Genomic DNA, 18,703 nt, shown 5'->3' on the forward strand with positions numbered 1-18,703 from the left:
ATATGTAGAAGGGAGGCATTCTATTTGGCAAAGAAAAAAGATGAAATAACCATCCGTTCCAGCGCAGCAGAGTACCTGACCTATGTTGCCTCTGTAGGTGATCAACAGGACAGCATAGAGATGCGCTATGAGGATGAGAATATATGGCTGACACAGAAGATGATGGCCACATTGTATGATGTTGGTTCACCAACGATAAATGAACATATTAAAAAAATATATGCGGATAGTGAATTGGAAGAGGCCGCAACTATTCGGAATTTCCGAATAGTTCAAACCGAAGGTTCTCGCCAGGTCACACGCGATACCAAGCACTATAGCCTTCAAATGATCATTGCCGTAGGCTTCAAGGTCAATTCCGAGCGTGCGGTACAGTTCCGAAAATGGGTAAACCAGATCGCAAAGGACTACACCATCAAAGGCTGGGTCATGGATGATGAGCGGCTGAAGCGCGGAACGTATCTGACAGAAAAGTATTTCGATGAGCAGCTAGAGCGCATCCGAGAGATCCGTGCCAGCGAAAGAAAATTCTATCAGAAGATCACTGACCTGTATGCGACAGCCATTGACTATGATAAAAATGCTGCAACAACGAGAAGATTCTATGCGACTGTTCAGAATAAAATGCATTATGCCGTTCATGGACATACGGCGGCGGAGATGATCGTGGAAAGAGCGGATCACACAAAAGAGCACATGGGATTAACCACCTGGGCAGATGCTCCTGACGGAAAGATTAAGAAAAGCGATGTCACGGTTGCTAAAAATTATCTGAGTCAGGATGAAATGAAGCAGCTGAATCGTATGGTGACGGCATACCTGGATTTTGCGGAAAACATGACCTTACGACATATTCCGCTTACGATGCAGGACTGGGAAAAGAGGCTCAACAGCTTCATCGAAATGTTTGATTATGGCATTTTACAGGATGCGGGTAAAGTGTCCGCAGAAATTGCAAAGCTTCATGCTGAGGCAGAATTTGAAAAATATCGCGTGATCCAGGACAGATTATTCATGTCCGACTTTGATAGGTATATGCTGGAGTTGGAAGAAAGCGCAAAGAAATAAGGATCAGATACCAGGTCGAGACGGTGAAATCAGGCAACTCAACTCCCTGCGAGTGTATGGCAAATCCGTGGTTTGAACGGATGGATTGTGTAGAAGTTAAGCGGCCTTCACTGTCTCAACGGTCGAGACAGTGGCAGGTGGCAGCAGTGTAAACTTGCCTTGCATTGTATAGGTAGAAAAGACCTTATACCGACTTGTTCCCATAGACTTCAATGGTTAAGACCGTGATATGGATGTCAAATTTGCCACAGATTGCATCTGTTTGCAGCTGTAAATGCGCGGTTTCAGAAGGTGTGGACATGTCTCTGTGAACGGGCACAATACCTGACATCAAGCAGAAGGTATCGTGCCACGTTGAGACGGTAGTCTTGATGTTACGCGTTAGCAATGAGCCACGCACAGACCGAGCATAAGGTGCTGTGGGAGCTTGCTCACAAAGGCACCGTTATGCGATGGGCTGTATGCGGCGAATGCCGCGGATAAGCGTAGGAAGCTTTGCTTCCGTAGCGCATCCGGCGTGGCGTAGACAAATTAAAAAACATAGATTCCGAGCTTTTTCGGAGGTTTGGATTTGAAGCCAGACTTTTGAAAAAGCTCGGTTTTCTTATATGGAAACATATCCGCTGCAAAATGTGTGTCAGGTTGTAACCCCGGATTAGATGTCACGATTTGAGACAGTGGATTAGATATGTGGAGAATTGTTTAAATCGGAAGTTGATGGAATGGCCTGGTAGAGATGGTTTCAGCGATGGGGGACGTATCTAACCGAGGCGAAATAATCCCTGCGGAATAAAAGAGGAAGGCAGGGATGCATCTTGCCGGTCGAAATAATCCCTGTGGAACAAAAGGGTAATATAGAGATGAATCCGGGCGGTTGAAATAATCCCTGTGGAACAGAAAAGCAAGATAGAGATGAATCTGGCCGGCTGAAATAATCCCTGTGGTGCAGAAAAGCAAGATAGAGATGAATCCGGGCGGTTGAAATAATCTCTGTGGCGCAGAAAAACAAGGCAGAGATGCTGATGAATTTCAGTTTATTACAAAAAGGAGAATTAGTCATGATAAGACGAGCAATAGATAGAGATGCATCGAGAATTGCTGAGATATCAGTATTCTCCAAGCGGATGAACTATAGAAAAATTTTTCACGATGATATGGTTTCATTTGGTGAAATACAAGTTTATCCGTTGGCAAAAGAATACATCAAGCACCCAGAGATACTTAAGGAATTTTATGTATATGAAGATGATTTTGTTAAGGGGTTCATTCATATTCAGGGAACGCAAGTCTTGGAATTGTATGTAGATACGTTTTTCGTGGATCAGGGAATCGGAGGTAAATTATTAGATTTTGCCGTAAGTAGGAATTGTAATTCACTATGGGTTCTTGAGAAGAATACAAAAGCGCAGCGCTTTTATTTGCGACACGGTTTTACTCCAAGTGGAGTAAGGCAATTGGAAGAGGGAACAGAACAATTTATCATTGAAATGATACGTTGAAGTAAGTAGGTTATTCTAGAAGTTAACTGTACCAAAAACATACAATGGAGAAGCTGTAATCCATTGATATGTTTCCACAAACTGATGAGACGTTGGACATATTTTCGCAAACCAACGAGTAAAAAAGAGAGCAGTTCAGACGTCTCAACGCATGTTGAGACGGTAGTCTTGATGTCAAGAAAATAAAATCAAGTGCCAGAAAGCGGCGTATTTCCGGGCTTTTTCGGAAGTTGGGAATAGAAGCCTAACTCCTGAAAAAGCTCGGTTGTTTTATATGGAAACATATCTACTGCAAAATGTGTGTCAGGTTGTAACCTCGGATTAGATGTCACGATTTGAGGCAGTGGATTAGATGGCAAGGGAAAATTCGGTGAATCGCGATTTGTCAGAGCGTTATAGAGGATAAAATTATGTTTTTTGGATATTATCAATTTCACGAAAGTAATTATGCAATCCTTCATATGCAGAAGGGTGCCATTGCTTCGCAAGAGAAGCATATAAAGGGTATCCAATTTTAAGAGACAACAGGTATAAAATATATCTAATTTCCTGTTGTCTCAAATCAACGTATGAAGGGAATTAGAAAAATGAATAATCCATTTAAAAGAATGACCAAAAGAGAATGGGCACTTTGGTTCGTGTCTATTGCTATTGTTGTTATGTCGAATATTATGGCAGGAAGAGTAGATGCTTTGACACTTACTGCAACTTGTATTGGTGTAACTTCACTGATATTTGCCGCACAGGGAAATGTATGGGCACCGATATTGATGACGATTTTCTGCATCCAGTATGCGATAATATCATACCGTTTTCGCTACTGGGGAGAGATGTTTACTTACTTATTTATGTCACTTCCGATGTCTGTTTGGTCGATTGTGACATGGCTGAAAAATGCGAGAAACAGTAGTGATGGAACAGTAGAAATACGAAAAATTACAAGAAAAGGAGCAGGAGTTCTTGTTCTTTGCAATGTGGCAGTGACAATTGCATTTTATATATTACTAAAAAAACTTAACACGCCGAATCTGATATTTAGTACCATTTCGGTAGTAACAAGTTTTTTTGCTGCATCACTCACTATGTTACGGTCTTCTTATTATGCTTTGGGATATGCATCGAATGACATCGTGCTGATTATCTTATGGATACTGGCATCAATTAAGGACCCGGGGTATATTCCAGTGGTTGTAAATTTCTTGATATTTTTTCTTAATGACATGTATGGATTCATATGTTGGAAGAAAAGAGAAACAGCACAGTGTTAAGACAATTCTGGTTTGTGGATGTAGAAAATACCCTCCAGGTATTCCCGGTAGATGCGCTTTACCACCTCTGCCTGTTCCGGATCGATGATGAGATTCCCATCTGCATCCTTGGTGTAGCCGAGGAAGTGATTGTGATTTACCTGTACCTGGCCATTCTGGTAGCGAAACTGGAGTCCCAGCTTCACATTCTGGCTGAGGGATTATGATTCCTGCTGCGCAAGGAAAGCCATAATCGTAATCAGAACCTCACCCTTGGCATCCATTGTATTGATGGCTTCCTTTTCAAAGAAGACGGGAATGTTCTTATCTTTCAGCTGGCGGATGTATTTCAGGCAGTCCAGCGTGTTTCTGGCAAATCGGCTGATGGACTTGGTGATAATCATGTCGATGTTTTCGGCTTCGCAGTCGTCAATCATCCATTGCCTTTGTATTTGCGTTAGAGCTTGCCGCTGCAAGGATATCTGCGAAATGCCCAGAATCTTTGGCTGTCAGACCAAATGCAGTCAGTGCATCGGTTACGATATCCGATGTGGTGGCGAGGTCCTCACCAGATGCCGCAGCAAGGTTCATGATACCTTCGATACCATCCAGCATGTCGGAGGTTTTCCATCCGGCCATCGCCATGTAGTTCATAGCATCCGCAGCCTCGGATGCTGAGAACTTGGTTTTCGCACCCATCTCATGAGCCTTTGCACGGAGCTTATCGAAATCATCTCCGGTTGCACCAGACACGGCGGCTACCTGGCTCATAGAAGAATCAAAATCGGAGTCTGTTTTTACAGCAGCAACGCCAAGAGCTGTAACTGCAGCAGAGGCAGGAAGGAGCTTTTCGCCGGTGGAGGAAACCTTATCGCCTGCAGACTTCAGGTTTTCACCAGCAGTAGCAATCTTCTGCACAGCAGTGGCAGACTGATTGGCCTGCGCTTACAGCTTTTTGAGATATTCTTCCGTTTCGATGATCTCCCTCTGAAGAGCATCATATTTCAGGAGCTTTTCGACATCCTTAAGTTGTGACTGCGTATTCTTGATTTCTGAATTGACACCCTTTAAGGCACTCTGAAGCTTGGTAGTATCGCCACCGATCTCGACCGTGATACCCTTGATTCTACTTCTCGCCATAGCGCACCTCCTTTCCTGGATTTGGGCATAAGAAAAGCACCTACCATTTCTGATAGATGCTTTCTGAATTGCTATTCTGTTTTTTAAATCTATTTTTTGAATAGTTCTGGGTGCGTACCAAGCCTGTAAAGCATGAGTACTAAAACGTTGTTCTGAATCTCATAAATGAGCAACCAGTCCGGTTCGATGTGACACTCACGCGTGCCTTTATAGTTTCCTGTAAGGTCATGATCCCTGTATTTTGCATCCAGCGTACCGCCATTCGCCAGAATATCGATTACCTAAAACAGCTTATCAAGATTTTTATTTTGCTTTTTGGCAAGCTTCAAATCCTTTTTAAACTGATTGGTAAACTGAATGTCGTATTTCATACGTCGAGAGCTGCCTTAAGCGCATCCATACTGGAATAACGCGGAGCAGAAGGATCCTTCATCATTTTTCTGCCATCCTCAATGGCAGCGGCTGTCGTATCATTCGGTACTTCCAGTTTTAATTCAAAAGGAATACCATGCTCACGGATAGCGGTTCTCAGGAACATATTTACAGCAGTTGTCATATTCAGACCAAGCTCATTGAAGATTTCCTCCGCCTGATCCTTGATTGCCTTCTCTGTACGAATATTTAAATTAGTTGTTGCCATACAGAACACCTCCATTCAAGTATAGTATACTCAAATGCGTGTCTAATGTCAACACACTGTCATTATATAAGGCACATAAATTTGCTAAAATGCATCAAAATCCCTCTGCGTAGCGATCTGCGCATAGCCTTTGTACTCATCATTGCTGCTTTCTGCGTACATGTCGTTCACCATCCCAATCGTAAGAAGATCCAGATCCCGGCTGGAGATTCCGAGCTGTACGCAGCGAAGCAGAAACAAGGGTGTGGTCATCGGGCGGTCAGTTGCGTGAAGTTTTTTTTAGACTCCACATCCGTCTGGATATTCTATAGATTGAACAGGTGATCCGTACCGGGACAGCAGACATCGGAGAAAAGTATTTGGCTGTAATCCGTAAGGCTGCCAGTGATTACACAAGAGAAATCTTTCATAATCTGAGAGAACGGGAATACAATCCGGAGCTGATGCGTTTATATGTAGTTGTTGGTGGTGGCTGCTGCATGATTCAGAACTTCGGGGAATATGACAAAGACAGAGTAACGATTGTGCGAGACATCTTCGACTTTGCGAATGGTTCATAAACACAGATTTTCTATCAAAATATTATTGACGCACCGGAAACTTCATGGTATTTTATTTTTGATGAAAAATGGGAATTATTTAAAGGCAAACTTGCTGAAAGGCAGGGACGCAAAGCCAGAAGGGGCTAAAGTCAGAAAGTCTGACCATGTCAGCCGGTTGCTGCTGTTTCCATATATAGAAAAGACGTGAGAACGGAAGCGATTCCGATACCTTTTATACTATATGTATATGGATGTGTGAGTTTAAAAAGATGTAGCAGGGACACTGGCAGGATGTTTGTCAGGTGTCCTTTTTATATGCCAAAATATGTACGAGAACTTGCCGGAGCATGTTCTGGAGCGTGGTTGAAAAAGCATTCCTACAATCTGCGCGCCACATTTTGCAGAAAGCCTTTTTCAAACACGTATCAAACAGAGTGAGGGTTTTTATAAAATGTTATATAAGGAAAATTATGAGGATAAAATATATTCTTTAAACAAGACGGTACCTGGACAAACACAGGATTTATCACAGGCAATACAGAAAACACTGGAAAATAATGGCGGGGTAGGTATGTTGACCGGATATTATGACCAAAATCTGTCTATTCTGTCTGTGAGTAATCTGCTGCTACATAGTATAGGACATACGTTCGATTCTTTTATGAAGCAGACAAAAGGCTCATTGAAGAATTTTTTTTACGGCAAGGATATAAGTATATTGGATCGAGACCGTTTTTTGCAGATCCACGGAGCCGGGGAAGCGCAGATTCTTACAGCGGACGGTACAGTGAATAATGTACGGCTTTATAAAGAGGATGCGACAGATGAAGCAGGCAGACAGATCTGGATTATGTCCGTACAGGTCAACTGGGATCATGTAAATCTGGCACTGATCAATGAGGCTATCTGTTCCGGCTTCTGGTATTTTGACTGTGACGAAAACAGTGAGATTGTGAATGCAAACTGGAGCCATGAGTTCCGAAAAATGCTTGGCTATCATGATACTCTGGATTTTCCGAATAAACTGGAATCCTGGTCAGATCTTCTGCATCCACAGGATAAAGAAAGAGTAATGATGCAGCTTCAGGCGGCAATTGCGGATAAGACGAATCAGGTAAAATACCAGGTAGAGTACCGTATGAGAATGAAGGATCATCAGTACCAGTGGTTTCGGGCATCAGCAGAAGTAATACGCCGGCTGGATGGTTCTGCCAGCAGGATTGCCGGGATTTTTATTAATATTGATGCGGAAAAAAAAGAAATTATGCAGGCACAAAAGTCAGCTGCTTTCCACCGTGCCTTTACGAAAACAGATCTGTGCGAATATTATGTTAACCTGGAAGCAAACACATTTGATACCTTTAAGGTTGAACCGTCCCTGATGACTGTTTTTGAACAGAGTCATACATGGGATGAACTGATCCGGCATTTTGTGGATTCCTATGTTGTGGAAACAGATAAGAAGGCAGTATCTGCTTTTTATGATCGTGGCTATATTGCGGAAAAACTGAAGGGTCTGGAAACCGAATTGTCTTTGGAGTGCCGAATCACTCTGAAGGGAGAAGAACGATGGGTCCGTAATGTGATCATACGTGGCGAGATAGAGGATTCAGAATATGCCATGATTTTTCTGCGGGATATTACGGAGGCAAAGGTAGAGAGCGCACGGCATCTGCAGATGGCAGCGGATAATGCTTCCATGGAGCAGCTGATTCAGAGCATAGTGCGTCTGGTTGACCGTTTTGTTGTCTGTGATCTGGAAAATGACAGATATGAATTCTACAATCTGAATGGACAGATGATATATAAACCTCTGGGCTTCTATCATGATTTTCAGATGCAGGTTCTTGAAAAGTATAAGACACTGGAACCGTTGGAAGCTATAGATATTCTGATAGCCCCGGAAAATATCCGGGAAAATCTGAAAAGCGAAAATGATATTTATAAGTTTGAGTATTGCAGCCTGGATGAAAAGACTTATAAAATCGCTTCTTATATTCCCTTGGAATGGAAGAATGGAAAGCTGGAAAAGGTATTGCTGGCATCCATGGATGTGACACAGGAGAAGAAAGCAGAGATTGAATCCCGTCAGGCACTGAAAGAGGCTTACCGGTCCGCAGAAAATGCAAATCGTGCAAAAACAGAATTCCTTTCCAATATGTCCCATGATATCCGAACACCGATGAATGCCATTGTGGGTCTGACAGCAATCGCCGGAGCAAATATTGAGAGTCAGGACAGAGTTATTGAATGTCTCAGCAAGATTACAGAATCAAGCCGTCATCTGCTTGGGTTGATCAATGAAGTGCTGGATATGGCACGTATTGAAAGTGGAAAAATGACACTGGCACAGGAAGATTTCAATCTGTCAGAGTTGGTGGATAATCTTATTACACTTACGCGACCGGTGCTTGATGAACATAAACATAATTTTGATATACACATTAATCATATTGAACATGAGGATGTCTGCGGTGACAGTCTGAGGATTCAGCAGGTATTTGTGAATCTGATGAGTAATGCGATCAAGTATACACCGGATGGCGGGAATATTACTTTTTCCATAGAGGAAAAGCCAAATGGATTTTCGGAGCTTGGATGCTATGAATTTACGATTGAGGATAATGGAATCGGTATGTCGTCGGAATTCCAGAAAATCATGTTTGATCCCTTCAGCCGCGCAGATGACCATCGGACAACCAGAGTTCAGGGAACTGGTCTGGGAATGGCAATCAGCAGAAATATTGTAAATCTGATGAATGGTAATATTAAAGTGGACAGCACCTTACACAAGGGAACTAAAATTACGGTAACAATTTATCTTGAACTTCAGGAAAAAGAGAAAGAAAAGGATGAAAATCTGATGAATTTGCCGGTTCTGGTTGTGGATGATGATAAGACATGCTGTGAAAGTACAGTTGCGACATTGAAGGAGATTGGAATTACAGGCGAATGGGTCCTCTCCGGCAGAGAAGCCGTTGAGCGCTGCTATGCACGTCATGAGCTAAAAAATGATTACTTTGCTGTTATTTTGGACTGGAAGATGCCGGATATGGATGGCATAGAAACTGCCAGACAGATTCGGAAACGGATAGGGAAGGAGATTACCATCATTGTACTGACATCTTATGAGTTCAGCGAGATTGAAGAAGATGCAAAGGCAGCAGGTGTAGATGCTTTTATTGCAAAACCGTTATTCCGTTCCAGGCTGACCGCTACACTGCGGCAGTTTGTTTCTGACAAAAAAGAAAAAACAGCAAGGAATTATCTGGAGAATCTGTCAGAAGCAGATTACACAGGAAAAATGATTCTGCTGGTCGAGGATAATGAGTTAAACAGAGAAATTGCAGTGGAAATCCTGCAGATGACAGGGGCAGAAGTTGAGACAGCCGAAAATGGAAAAATTGCAGTTGAAAAAGTGGAGGTTTCTCCAAAAGACCGGTATGACCTTATTTTTATGGATATCCAAATGCCTGTTCTGAATGGTTATCAGGCAACCGCAGCAATTAGAAGCCTCCCCGGTGAAAAAGGAGAACTGCCAATTGTTGCCATGACTGCCAATGCTTTTGCAGAAGATGTACAGCTGGCAAAAAATACAGGTATGAACGGACATATCGCAAAGCCGCTGGATATGAATAAGCTGAGTGATGTTTTGAAAAAATGGCTGTAATGATACTGCGAACGGAGTGAACAGGAACGCTGTAATTTATTTATGTGTAGGCGAAAAAATAATTGACAGAAAAACACAGTCATTATAAAATATTTCCGAAAGGTAATGTGGACAAAAGTCTGGGTGGATAAGCTTCCCAGGCTTTTTATGTGAAGATAGAACAGACCGCAGTTTTCTTATTGAAAGAGAAATGTCTGTTTGAAAGTCTGTTGCCTGTCTTTCATTGAGGAGAGAAAAATTTATGTTAAATCAGTTTTCAAGAACCCAGCTTCTTCTTGGAGAAGAGGGGATGAAGAAGCTTGCCGGTGCCAGAGTGGCAGTATTTGGAATCGGCGGTGTTGGCGGATATGTGTGTGAGGCGTTGGTGAGAAGTGGGGTAGGTGCTTTTGACCTGATCGATGACGACAAGGTATGCCTTACGAATCTGAACCGCCAGATCATAGCAACGCGAAAAACAGTGGGAAAATACAAGACGGATGTTATGAAAGAGCGTATGCTGGAAATCAATCCGGACGTGAAGGTGGAGACACATAAGTGTTTTTTTCTGCCGGAGAATGCAGACGATTTTCCATTTGAAGAATATGATTATATTGTAGATGCAGTAGATACCGTTACTGCAAAAATCTCCCTTGTCATGAAGGCGAAGGAGAAAGGGGTTCCGATCATCAGTTCTATGGGTGCCGGAAACAAACTGGATGCAAGCCAGTTTAAAGTTGCGGACATTTATAAGACTAAGGTCTGCCCTCTTGCCAAGGTTATGCGCCGCGAACTGAAGAAACGTGGCGTCCGTAAGCTGAAAGTGGTTTATTCCGAGGAAATCCCGACAAGACCGATAGAGGATATGTCCATCAGCTGCAGAACCCACTGTATCTGCCCGCCAGGTGCCAAGCACAAATGTACAGAGCGTCGTGATATTCCGGGAAGCGTAGCATTTGTGCCGTCTGTTGCAGGACTGATCATTGCCGGAGAGGTTGTGAAGGATCTTTGCAAGCCTTGAAAGATCCCACAAAGTGGGGAGTGCAGGTAATTGAGGATTATGCTCTGAAACGTGACGATTATGCAGATTTCTCCCCGAGAGGGAACGTTGTGTTATAATAAACTAGTCAAGTACAAGGAGGCTTTGGGAGAGCTTTGGTAAACAGAATTGCCATATGTGACGACGTGGAAGTTGAGCGTTTTGTGCTGAAGCGTCAGTTGATGGTGTACTTTCAGACAAATGGCAGGGAGGCGCAGATCCAGGAATATGAATCTGGAGAGAGCCTCCTTGCAGACATTGAAGAGGGCTATATATGGCCAGATCTGATTTTTCTTGATATTTATATGGGCGATCTGAATGGAATGGACACGGCACGGAAGCTGCGTGACCTGGGAGTAAAAGCGCCTATTGTATTTCTGACTGCTTCACCTGATTTTGCGCTTGAAAGTTATGAGGTAGAAGCATCCGGCTATCTTCTGAAACCTGCAGAAGAGAAGCAGACCACAGCAATTTTAAACAGACTGCTGAAGTCTGAGCTTCGCAGGCGGATTTCCGTGAAATGCAGAAGACAGTATCGTTATCCTTTCGTGGATGAAATTTTATACCTGGAAAGTGACCGCCATACAGTAACCTTACATATGCTGGATGGTTCGGTGCTTGAAACTGCGGAAAAACTTGGGAATCTTGAGAAAAAGATAGAGGATCCCCGTTTTTTGCGTTGCCACCAAAGCTTTCTGGTAAATATGGATCACATTACAGATGTAGAAGAGGAGTTTTTACTCCGAAATGGAGAACGGGTTCCCATTCGCGTGAGAGGACGTAAGGATGTGCTGGATGCTTATAATCACTATTTCAGGATAAAGTCATCCGGCAATTGAAAGAGAGCAATTGCCAGTATGGTGAATAAAAAACGGATTTCATAGACAACAGGCAGGAAACACAGTGATTAAACGGAGCTATTGCTCTCTTGAACGCTATGTTTCCTGCCTGTTTTTGTATGGTGCAGATTGCGGTATATTTTGCTCGAATTCGACCTACGCAGCCCGCTGCGGCGCCCTCATCCGGGCAAAATCTCCCACAAATTGTGATGTACATCTTGCGGAAGCCTTTTTTAGACACGCTTTCGTTTCTTAATCCCTGGAAAACAGATCCCTTGTATAAACCTTTTTCTTCACATCGTCCAGGACCTTGTCATAACGGTTCGCCAGAATACACAGGCTTTTTTCTTTAAACTCTTCCAGATTATTTACAACCTTGCTGCCAAAAAATGTGGAACCGTTTTCCAAATTGGGCTCATAGATGATGACAGTGGCGCCTTTTGCCTTGATCCGTTTCATAACACCCTGAATGCTGCTTTGCCGGAAATTATCGGAATTACTCTTCATAGTGAGGCGGTAGACGCCGATAACCACTTCTTTTTCCAGGCTTGACTGATAAAGGTTGTCCTCATTGTAGTTGTAATAGCCGGCTTTTTGCAGTACCTGATCAGCAATAAAATCCTTTCGGGTACGGTTGCTTTCCACGATTGCGGACATCATATTCTGAGGAACGTCGTTGTAATTGGCAAGAAGCTGTTTGGTGTCCTTAGGCAGGCAGTAGCCGCCGTAGCCAAAGGAAGGATTATTGTAATGGGTTCCGATCCGGGGATCCAGACAGACTCCATTGATAATATCGCGGGTGTTCAGCCCCTTCATTTCCGCGTAAGTATCCAGCTCATTAAAATAGGAAACACGAAGTGCCAGATAGGTGTTGGCAAAAAGTTTTACAGCTTCTGCTTCCGTATATCCCATGAACAAGGTGTCGATATTTTCTTTAAGAGCACCCTCCTGAAGAAGTGCTGCAAAAGTATGAGCTGCTTCTCTGGTGTGTTCATCACAGGAGACAATGATCCTGCTTGGGTAAAGATTGTCGTACAGGGCCTTGGACTCTCGGAGAAATTCCGGGCTGAAAATAATATTGTTATTGTGAAGCTTCTTTCGGATAGATTCTGTGTAGCCTACAGGAATCGTAGATTTGATCACAATTGTGGCAGCAGGATTCACCCTTGTGACCAGGCTTAGTACAGCTTCAACAGCGGAAGTGTCGAAATGATTTTTCCTGCTGTCATAGTTGGTGGGGGTGGCCACTACCACAAAATCAGCCTCTGCGTAGGCGGATTCTCCGTCTGAGGTGGCCGTAAGATCCAGTTCCTTTTCCGACAGGTATTTTTCGATATATTCATCTTGAATTGGAGATTTCTTCTGGTTTATCAAAGCAATCTTCTCCGGAATTATGTCAACTGCAACAACATGATTATGCTGAGCCAGCAGTACAGAAATAGAAAGCCCTACATATCCGGTACCTGCGACTGCAATAGATTTATTCATGGTAAGTTCCTTTCTTAAAAAAGTGTGAAATCGGGAAAAAAGAGTTTAAATTTTCACAGTTTGTGCTACAATATATAACACTAATGATGAACCGTTCATGCACAATTTTTATAAATAATAACATGACAGACTGGAAAATACAACGCCTTGGGAACTTTTTGGAATATGCAGATTACAGAACGTTACCAGTGAACAGTAATACAGAACTGACTTTTAAACAGTCTCTGATGAATGGAGGAACAGAATATGTGTACAGCAGCAACCTATAAAACAAAGGATTTCTATTTTGGAAGAACTCTGGATTATGAGATTTCCTATGGAGACCAGGTAGTGATCACGCCTAGAAATTATGTATTTGATTTAAGAGAAGGCGGTCAGCTGAAAAGTCATTATGCCATGATCGGAATGGCATGTGTTATGGAGAACTATCCTCTGTATTATGATGCGGTCAATGAGAAAGGTCTTGGAATCGCCGGCCTTAATTTCGTTGGAAATGCCAGCTACAAGAAGCCTGTAGAGGGGAAAGACAATATCACTCAGTTCGAACTGATCCCATGGATTCTGGGAAAATGTGCTACAGTGAAAGAAGCACGCCAGCTTCTTAAGAATATGAACCTGATTGACACCCCATTTCTTCCTGATCTGCCAGTTGCGCAGCTGCACTGGATTATTGCGGACAAAGAGGAATGTATTACCCTGGAGTCGTTGGAAGAGGGAATGAAAATATATGATAATCCAGTAGGGGTCCTCACAAACAATCCGCCCTTTAACTATCAGATGTTTAATCTGAACAATTATATGCAGCTGGCTGTGGAAAACCGCAGTAACACGTTTTCAGAAAATCTGGAACTGAATCAGTACAGCCGGGGAATGGGTGGCATGGGACTGCCGGGAGATCTCTCCTCCCAGTCAAGATTTGTGCGGGTGGCCTTTGTAAAAATGAACTCTCTGTCCGGGGATTCAGAAGAAGAAAGTGTAAGCCAGTTTTTCCACATTCTTGGCAGCGTAGACCAGCAGAGAGGCTGCTGCAAGCTGGGAGAAGACAAGTATGAGATTACGCTATATACTTCCTGCTGTAATACAGATAAGGGAATCTATTATTATAATACTTACGACAATCACCAGATCAGTGCTGTGGATATGTACAAGGCGGATTTGGATGGTGAGAAGCTTTATACCTATGCGCCCATAAAAGGGGAACAGATCAGAATGCAAAATTAGCTCCCGTTTCGAAATAAATGTTTCAAAAAACTACCATGTTCCAGAAAGAATGTTCGATTTTTATTGCAAAATTTTAATTTAGTGCTATAATGAACTATCATAGATTCAGATGGCGAATTCATATGAGTTCGCCATTTTCTATAGAATAAATCTGGCACTCATATTAAAGGAGTGCTGACAATACAAGGAGGAAACATGTATGATTACAATACCAGTTTATGAACTTCTTCTTTTACCGGAAGTTACATTTTTCTTTAAAAAAGATATGTTTCCGGAAGGCAGAATTAAAGAACAGAATATCGGAGAAGAAATTCTCTTCGTTTTACAGAAGAAAGAAATAGCCCCAGAGGAAATTTCCATGGAAAATATTTTTCCAGTGGGCGTGATGGGAATCATTGAGAATATAGACGAGGAAGGCAGCGTCAAGATTACTACCAGAAGAAGAGTGCAGGTGACTCATGTAGAATATACTGACGGCATGGTTCTGGCAGAAGCGGTAGATCTTCCGGATATCCAGGATATCTCCCCGGAAGAAGAAAAGGAGAAATTTGATAAGATCAAGAAAGAACTGATGGATTTTGCAAAAGGCTTTCAGTGGGGCGTCTGGGTACGCAGCATGATCTACCATTGGAAAAGCTATCCGGAAGCCGTCAGTGCCCTGGCTGGTTACATGAGCCTTTCCTGGGAAGAAAAATACCATATGATCGAGGTGGATTCCAGGAAAGAACGCATGCATCTGATGGAAGAGGCTGTCTATGAGCTGATGGAGATTTTCCGTGTCAGTGAGGAAGCTGAGACTGCGCAGAAGAACTCCAATGAGAAAGTTTACCGGGAGTCCGCTATCCGGAAGCAGATCGAATTTCTTCAGCAGCAGTTGGACGAAATGCATCCGGAGAATATTTCTGATGTGCGCCGTTTCCAGAAGAAAATCCAGGAATCCGGCATGAATGAGGAAGCGCGCAAAGAAGCTGAAAAGGTGCTGAACCGCATGAAGCAGGAAGGAAAAGACAGCCATGAGTATGGCATGCTGTACGATTATCTGGACTTTGCCACAAGTCTTTCCTGGAAGCCAGAGGAACCTGCTGAAATTGATTTGAACGAGGCAGAAGAAATCCTGAATGAAGACCATTATGGGTTGAAAAAAGTAAAAGAGCGAATTATCCAGCAGCTTGCTGTTATGGCTCTTAATAAGAAACAGTCTGGTTCCATTTTATTGTTTGTAGGCGCGCCCGGAACTGGAAAAACCAGTATCGGACAGAGTATTGCCCGTGCGCTTCACCGTAAATACGTGCGTATCAGTCTTGGTGGAATCCGTGATGAAGCGGAAATTCGAGGACACAGAAGAACCTACATAGGTGCTATGCCAGGCAGGATTATGGAAGGAATGAAGAGAAGCGGAGCTGCAAATCCGGTTATGGTACTGGATGAGGTGGACAAGCTCGCCAAAGATTACGGCGGTGATCCGGCAAGTGCTCTTCTGGAAGTGCTGGATCCGGAGCAGAACGGAAGCTTTACAGACCATTATATGAATGTTCCTTATGATCTTTCCAATGTGCTTTTTGTGTGTACAGCCAATTCCACCGATACCATTCCTGAGCCATTGCTCAATCGTATGGAAGTAATCCAGTTTCCTGGATATACTGCAGTAGAGAAGTTTCAGATCGCGAGACGTCATCTTTTGCCGAAAGCAATGAAGAGCATGGGAATCAAAGCCCAGAATCTGAAGGTGACAGATGAGGCAATCCGCCGCATTATTGAAGAGTATACAGCGGAGGCTGGTGTCCGCGGACTGAAGAAGCAGATGGATGTGCTATGCAGATATGCAGCTGTGAAGCTGGTAAAGGGTGAGCAGAAGAGTATTACGGTAAGTGAGAAGCGTGTAGCAGAATTTTTGGGACATGGAATCCATCATGAGAAGATTCTGGAAAATCCAGTGCCTGGAGTTGTAACCGGTCTTGCCTGGACCAGTGCTGGTGGAGAAATCCTTTTTATCGAAACTTCTTTTACAAAAGGCGATGGAAAGGTGATCATTACCGGACAGCTTGGAGATGTGATGAAAGAGTCCGCCCAGATTGCCATTACTCTTGTGAAGTCCCTCTATCCGGAATTTGCAGATAAATTCAAGGAAAATGATCTTCACATCCATGTGCCGGCAGGAGCAGTTCCCAAGGATGGCCCATCAGCAGGCATCACGCTGGTAACTGCATTATCCTCTCTGGTGACAGGAAAGCCTGCACCAGCAGAAATAGCAATGACAGGAGAAGTTTCCCTTCGCGGCGGTGTTATGCCTATTGGCGGATTGCCGGAGAAGCTGATGGCTGCCCAAAGAGCTGGCGTAAAGCATGTGTTTATTCCATATGAGAATATGGATGATCTTGATGATGTGGCCGATGAGGTAAAAGAGAAGCTTGAGATTACACCAGTTAAGACCGTGCAGGAGGTTCTGGATTACTGTTTACAGCCTGCACGGTAACAGGCTCTGGAAAAGCTGCTGATATAATAATTTTTTTACCAAAACATATTTTCAGGTTCAAAGAGAGAATTAACAATTAAAATTACAAAAACTATAAGAAGTATGTTATAATAAGTGTACTAAATGAAACAACTGCAAAGACAGAAGTGCAGTGCATGGAAGCCGTTACAGAGTATGAGGCTTTCATTAAAGATCAGATTATAACCCAGACAGAAAGTTGGAGGAAAAGTTATGAAGAAAGGCAAATTATTAGCTACGCTGCTCTGCAGCGCATCAATGGTTATGGGAAGCATGGTTTCCACAGTACCGGCTATGGCAGATGCTATGAAGGTTGTTACACTTGGCGCAGATCTTTCAGATGAGCAGAAGAACACCATGCTGAAATATTTTAAAGTAGATTCCAGCCAGGCACAGATTATTTACGTTACCAATCAGGATGAGAGGGATCACTTAAGTTCCTATGTTCCGCTGGAGCAGATTGGTACAAGAACAGTGAGCTGTGCTTATGTGAAGCCTACCACATCCGGTGGTATCAAGGTTCGTACCGCCAATTTGAACTGGGTTACCTGCAATATGATCGCAAGTTCCCTTTCCACATCTGGTGTTACCAACTGTGAGGTTGTTGCTGCCTGCCCGTTTGAAGTATCCGGTACAGGAGCACTGACCGGTATCCAGATGGCATATGAGACTGCCAGTGGACAGAAACTTGATGAGACCAAGAAGAAGCTTGCTACTGAGGAGATGGTAGTTACAGGTAATCTTGCTGATTCTGTAGGAAAGAATGACGCTACCACTGTTATCAACCAGGCGAAAATGCAGGTTATTGCAGACAATGTTCAGAATGCAGACGATATCTACAATATTGTTGTAAATATCTCCAATAATAACAATGTAACTCTTACAGATGATGAGATTAATACCATCGTAAACCTGCTTCAGCAGATTTCCCAGCAGGACTATGATTACTCTGAGATGCAGGAAACTCTGGAGCGTGTAAATGACAATGTAACAGGAAAGGCAGAGGAGAGCAGTGATTCATCAGATGATGAGGACAGTATTGTGGATAATGTAGACCAGAGTGCTCTTGGTGATAATGTTATCGAGAGTTCTACAGAGGATCCGGGACTTGCTGAGGAGACTGGAGCTGCAGATGAGTCAGCTGACGGTGACATCAGTGAAGTTGGCGGAACAGATACTGGTGATGGCAGTGATTCTTCCGAAGAGATCACAGATATATCCCAGCTGAATACAGATTTCCTTGGCGATGATGCGAAAGCGAAATTTGAAAAAGCGAAGACCTTCTGTCAGGGAGAGTACAGCGGTGATGAGGACGCTCTTTACGAAGTAATGGGAGATGATGCTGCAGTTACTGTAACACTTGATTCCGACACAGCCAACAAGCTTTCCATCAAGGTTCTTCAGAAATACCTTGGTATCCTTGGAAATGGTGCTGTTTCCTATCAGGAGGATGGAACTGAGAAATACATTACACCAGAACTGAACATGCTGGATAAAGAGATGAAGAAACTTTTCGGCATTGATGTGATCGATGATGGTGAGTCTTCTGAGGATATTGATGTTCTTGGCGATGCAGTATCTTCTGATGATAAAGATACCCTGTATAAAGATACCATGAAGTTCTTTGAGAAACTTTATGGTGAAAGTTCAGATTCCAGTGATTCAGCTGACGGCTCTGAAAATGTGACAACAGATGAAAGTGCTACAGATGAAGTTGGCGATGAATCTTACGACGAGACTATTGATGAAGAGTCCTACGAAGAATAACAGACCTGAATTCGGAAGAATACTGTTGAATAGTATGTGTTGATGCTCCAGGAGATGACATGTCTGCTGGTGGAAA

Annotated in this window: 14 protein-coding genes, 3 pseudogenes and 1 riboswitch; of the genes and pseudogenes, 10 read left to right on the forward strand and 7 right to left on the reverse strand. The window is 43.2% G+C overall.

Annotated features, from left to right (window positions below):
• Window positions 1-24: 24 nt before the first annotated feature.
• The 3 genes from ABHC48_RS02040 (at window position 25) to pnuC (ending at window position 3,835) form a co-directional block, all read left to right on the forward strand.
• Window positions 25-1,068 (forward strand): virulence RhuM family protein, encoded by a 1,044-nt coding sequence (locus ABHC48_RS02040; RefSeq protein WP_195699956.1) that lies wholly within the window; start codon window positions 25-27, stop codon window positions 1,066-1,068.
• A 1,058-nt stretch (window positions 1,069-2,126) separates the two neighbouring features.
• Window positions 2,127-2,567: a GNAT family N-acetyltransferase gene (locus tag ABHC48_RS02045; protein WP_195699955.1), complete on the forward strand. Its 441-nt coding sequence runs from the start codon at window positions 2,127-2,129 to the stop codon at window positions 2,565-2,567.
• Window positions 2,568-3,154: 587 nt separating this feature from the next.
• Window positions 3,155-3,835: a nicotinamide riboside transporter PnuC gene (gene pnuC / locus ABHC48_RS02050; RefSeq protein WP_148461152.1), complete on the forward strand. Its 681-nt coding sequence runs from the start codon at window positions 3,155-3,157 to the stop codon at window positions 3,833-3,835.
• 29 nt (window positions 3,836-3,864) lie between these two features.
• Here the strand turns inward: pnuC and ABHC48_RS02055 are convergent.
• The 5 genes and pseudogenes from ABHC48_RS02055 to ABHC48_RS02075 form a co-directional block, all read right to left on the reverse strand.
• Window positions 3,865-4,227: pseudogene (locus ABHC48_RS02055) on the reverse strand (recombinase family protein); the annotation flags it as partial.
• A 34-nt stretch (window positions 4,228-4,261) separates the two neighbouring features.
• Window positions 4,262-4,954: pseudogene (locus ABHC48_RS02060) on the reverse strand (phage tail tape measure protein); the annotation flags it as partial.
• Window positions 4,955-5,043: 89 nt separating this feature from the next.
• Window positions 5,044-5,325, reverse strand: a pseudogene (locus ABHC48_RS02065) (type II toxin-antitoxin system YafQ family toxin).
• Complete coding sequence (locus ABHC48_RS02070) at window positions 5,322-5,594, reverse strand: type II toxin-antitoxin system RelB/DinJ family antitoxin (RefSeq protein WP_118578232.1); 273 nt, start codon at window positions 5,592-5,594, stop codon at window positions 5,322-5,324. Before ABHC48_RS02070 ends, ABHC48_RS02065 begins: the two are co-directional and overlap by 4 nt.
• Window positions 5,595-5,678: 84 nt before the next feature.
• The gene (locus ABHC48_RS02075; protein ID WP_173716616.1) at window positions 5,679-5,846 is read right to left on the reverse strand and encodes a hypothetical protein; all 168 of its coding nucleotides are present in this window, start codon (window positions 5,844-5,846) and stop codon (window positions 5,679-5,681) included.
• A 107-nt stretch (window positions 5,847-5,953) separates the two neighbouring features.
• Between ABHC48_RS02075 and ABHC48_RS02080 the strand changes: the two genes are divergently transcribed.
• The 4 genes from ABHC48_RS02080 to ABHC48_RS02095 all read left to right on the forward strand — a co-directional run bounded on the left by ABHC48_RS02080 (window position 5,954) and on the right by ABHC48_RS02095 (window position 11,660).
• Window positions 5,954-6,154 (forward strand): hypothetical protein, encoded by a 201-nt coding sequence (locus ABHC48_RS02080; RefSeq protein ID WP_272067007.1) that lies wholly within the window; start codon window positions 5,954-5,956, stop codon window positions 6,152-6,154.
• A 74-nt stretch (window positions 6,155-6,228) separates the two neighbouring features.
• Window positions 6,229-6,319: riboswitch (cyclic di-GMP riboswitch) on the forward strand.
• Window positions 6,320-6,587: 268 nt separating this feature from the next.
• Window positions 6,588-9,806, forward strand: a complete 3,219-nt coding sequence (locus ABHC48_RS02085) for a response regulator (protein WP_195699954.1) — start codon at window positions 6,588-6,590, stop codon at window positions 9,804-9,806.
• A 241-nt stretch (window positions 9,807-10,047) separates the two neighbouring features.
• Window positions 10,048-10,803: a tRNA threonylcarbamoyladenosine dehydratase gene (locus tag ABHC48_RS02090; RefSeq protein ID WP_148461155.1), complete on the forward strand. Its 756-nt coding sequence runs from the start codon at window positions 10,048-10,050 to the stop codon at window positions 10,801-10,803.
• 134 nt (window positions 10,804-10,937) lie between these two features.
• Complete coding sequence (locus ABHC48_RS02095) at window positions 10,938-11,660, forward strand: LytTR family DNA-binding domain-containing protein (RefSeq protein ID WP_226815623.1); 723 nt, start codon at window positions 10,938-10,940, stop codon at window positions 11,658-11,660.
• On the opposite strand, the gene ABHC48_RS02100 is transcribed toward ABHC48_RS02095, so the two are convergent.
• Window positions 11,635-11,901 (reverse strand): DUF6783 domain-containing protein, encoded by a 267-nt coding sequence (locus ABHC48_RS02100; protein WP_148461156.1) that lies wholly within the window; start codon window positions 11,899-11,901, stop codon window positions 11,635-11,637. The two genes, ABHC48_RS02095 and ABHC48_RS02100, sit on opposite strands and share 26 nt — an antisense overlap.
• Before the next feature lie 11 nt (window positions 11,902-11,912).
• Window positions 11,913-13,148: a nucleotide sugar dehydrogenase gene (locus ABHC48_RS02105; protein ID WP_148461157.1), complete on the reverse strand. Its 1,236-nt coding sequence runs from the start codon at window positions 13,146-13,148 to the stop codon at window positions 11,913-11,915.
• 246 nt (window positions 13,149-13,394) lie between these two features.
• Here ABHC48_RS02105 and bsh point away from each other — a divergent pair, with 246 nt between their 5' ends.
• The 3 genes from bsh (at window position 13,395) to ABHC48_RS02120 (ending at window position 18,627) form a co-directional block, all read left to right on the forward strand.
• Complete coding sequence (gene bsh / locus ABHC48_RS02110) at window positions 13,395-14,369, forward strand: choloylglycine hydrolase (RefSeq protein WP_195476892.1); 975 nt, start codon at window positions 13,395-13,397, stop codon at window positions 14,367-14,369.
• Window positions 14,370-14,568: 199 nt separating this feature from the next.
• Window positions 14,569-16,842 (forward strand): endopeptidase La, encoded by a 2,274-nt coding sequence (lon, locus tag ABHC48_RS02115; RefSeq protein WP_195699953.1) that lies wholly within the window; start codon window positions 14,569-14,571, stop codon window positions 16,840-16,842.
• Window positions 16,843-17,073: 231 nt separating this feature from the next.
• Entirely contained in the window at window positions 17,074-18,627 is a 1,554-nt protein-coding gene (locus tag ABHC48_RS02120; RefSeq protein ID WP_195699952.1) for a DUF1002 domain-containing protein, read from the forward strand.
• The last annotated feature ends 76 nt before the right edge of the window (window positions 18,628-18,703 follow it).

The sequence above is a fragment of the Ruminococcus sp. 1001136sp1 genome (assembly GCF_039841815.1).
Lineage (GTDB): Bacteria > Bacillota > Clostridia > Lachnospirales > Lachnospiraceae > Blautia_A > Blautia_A faecis.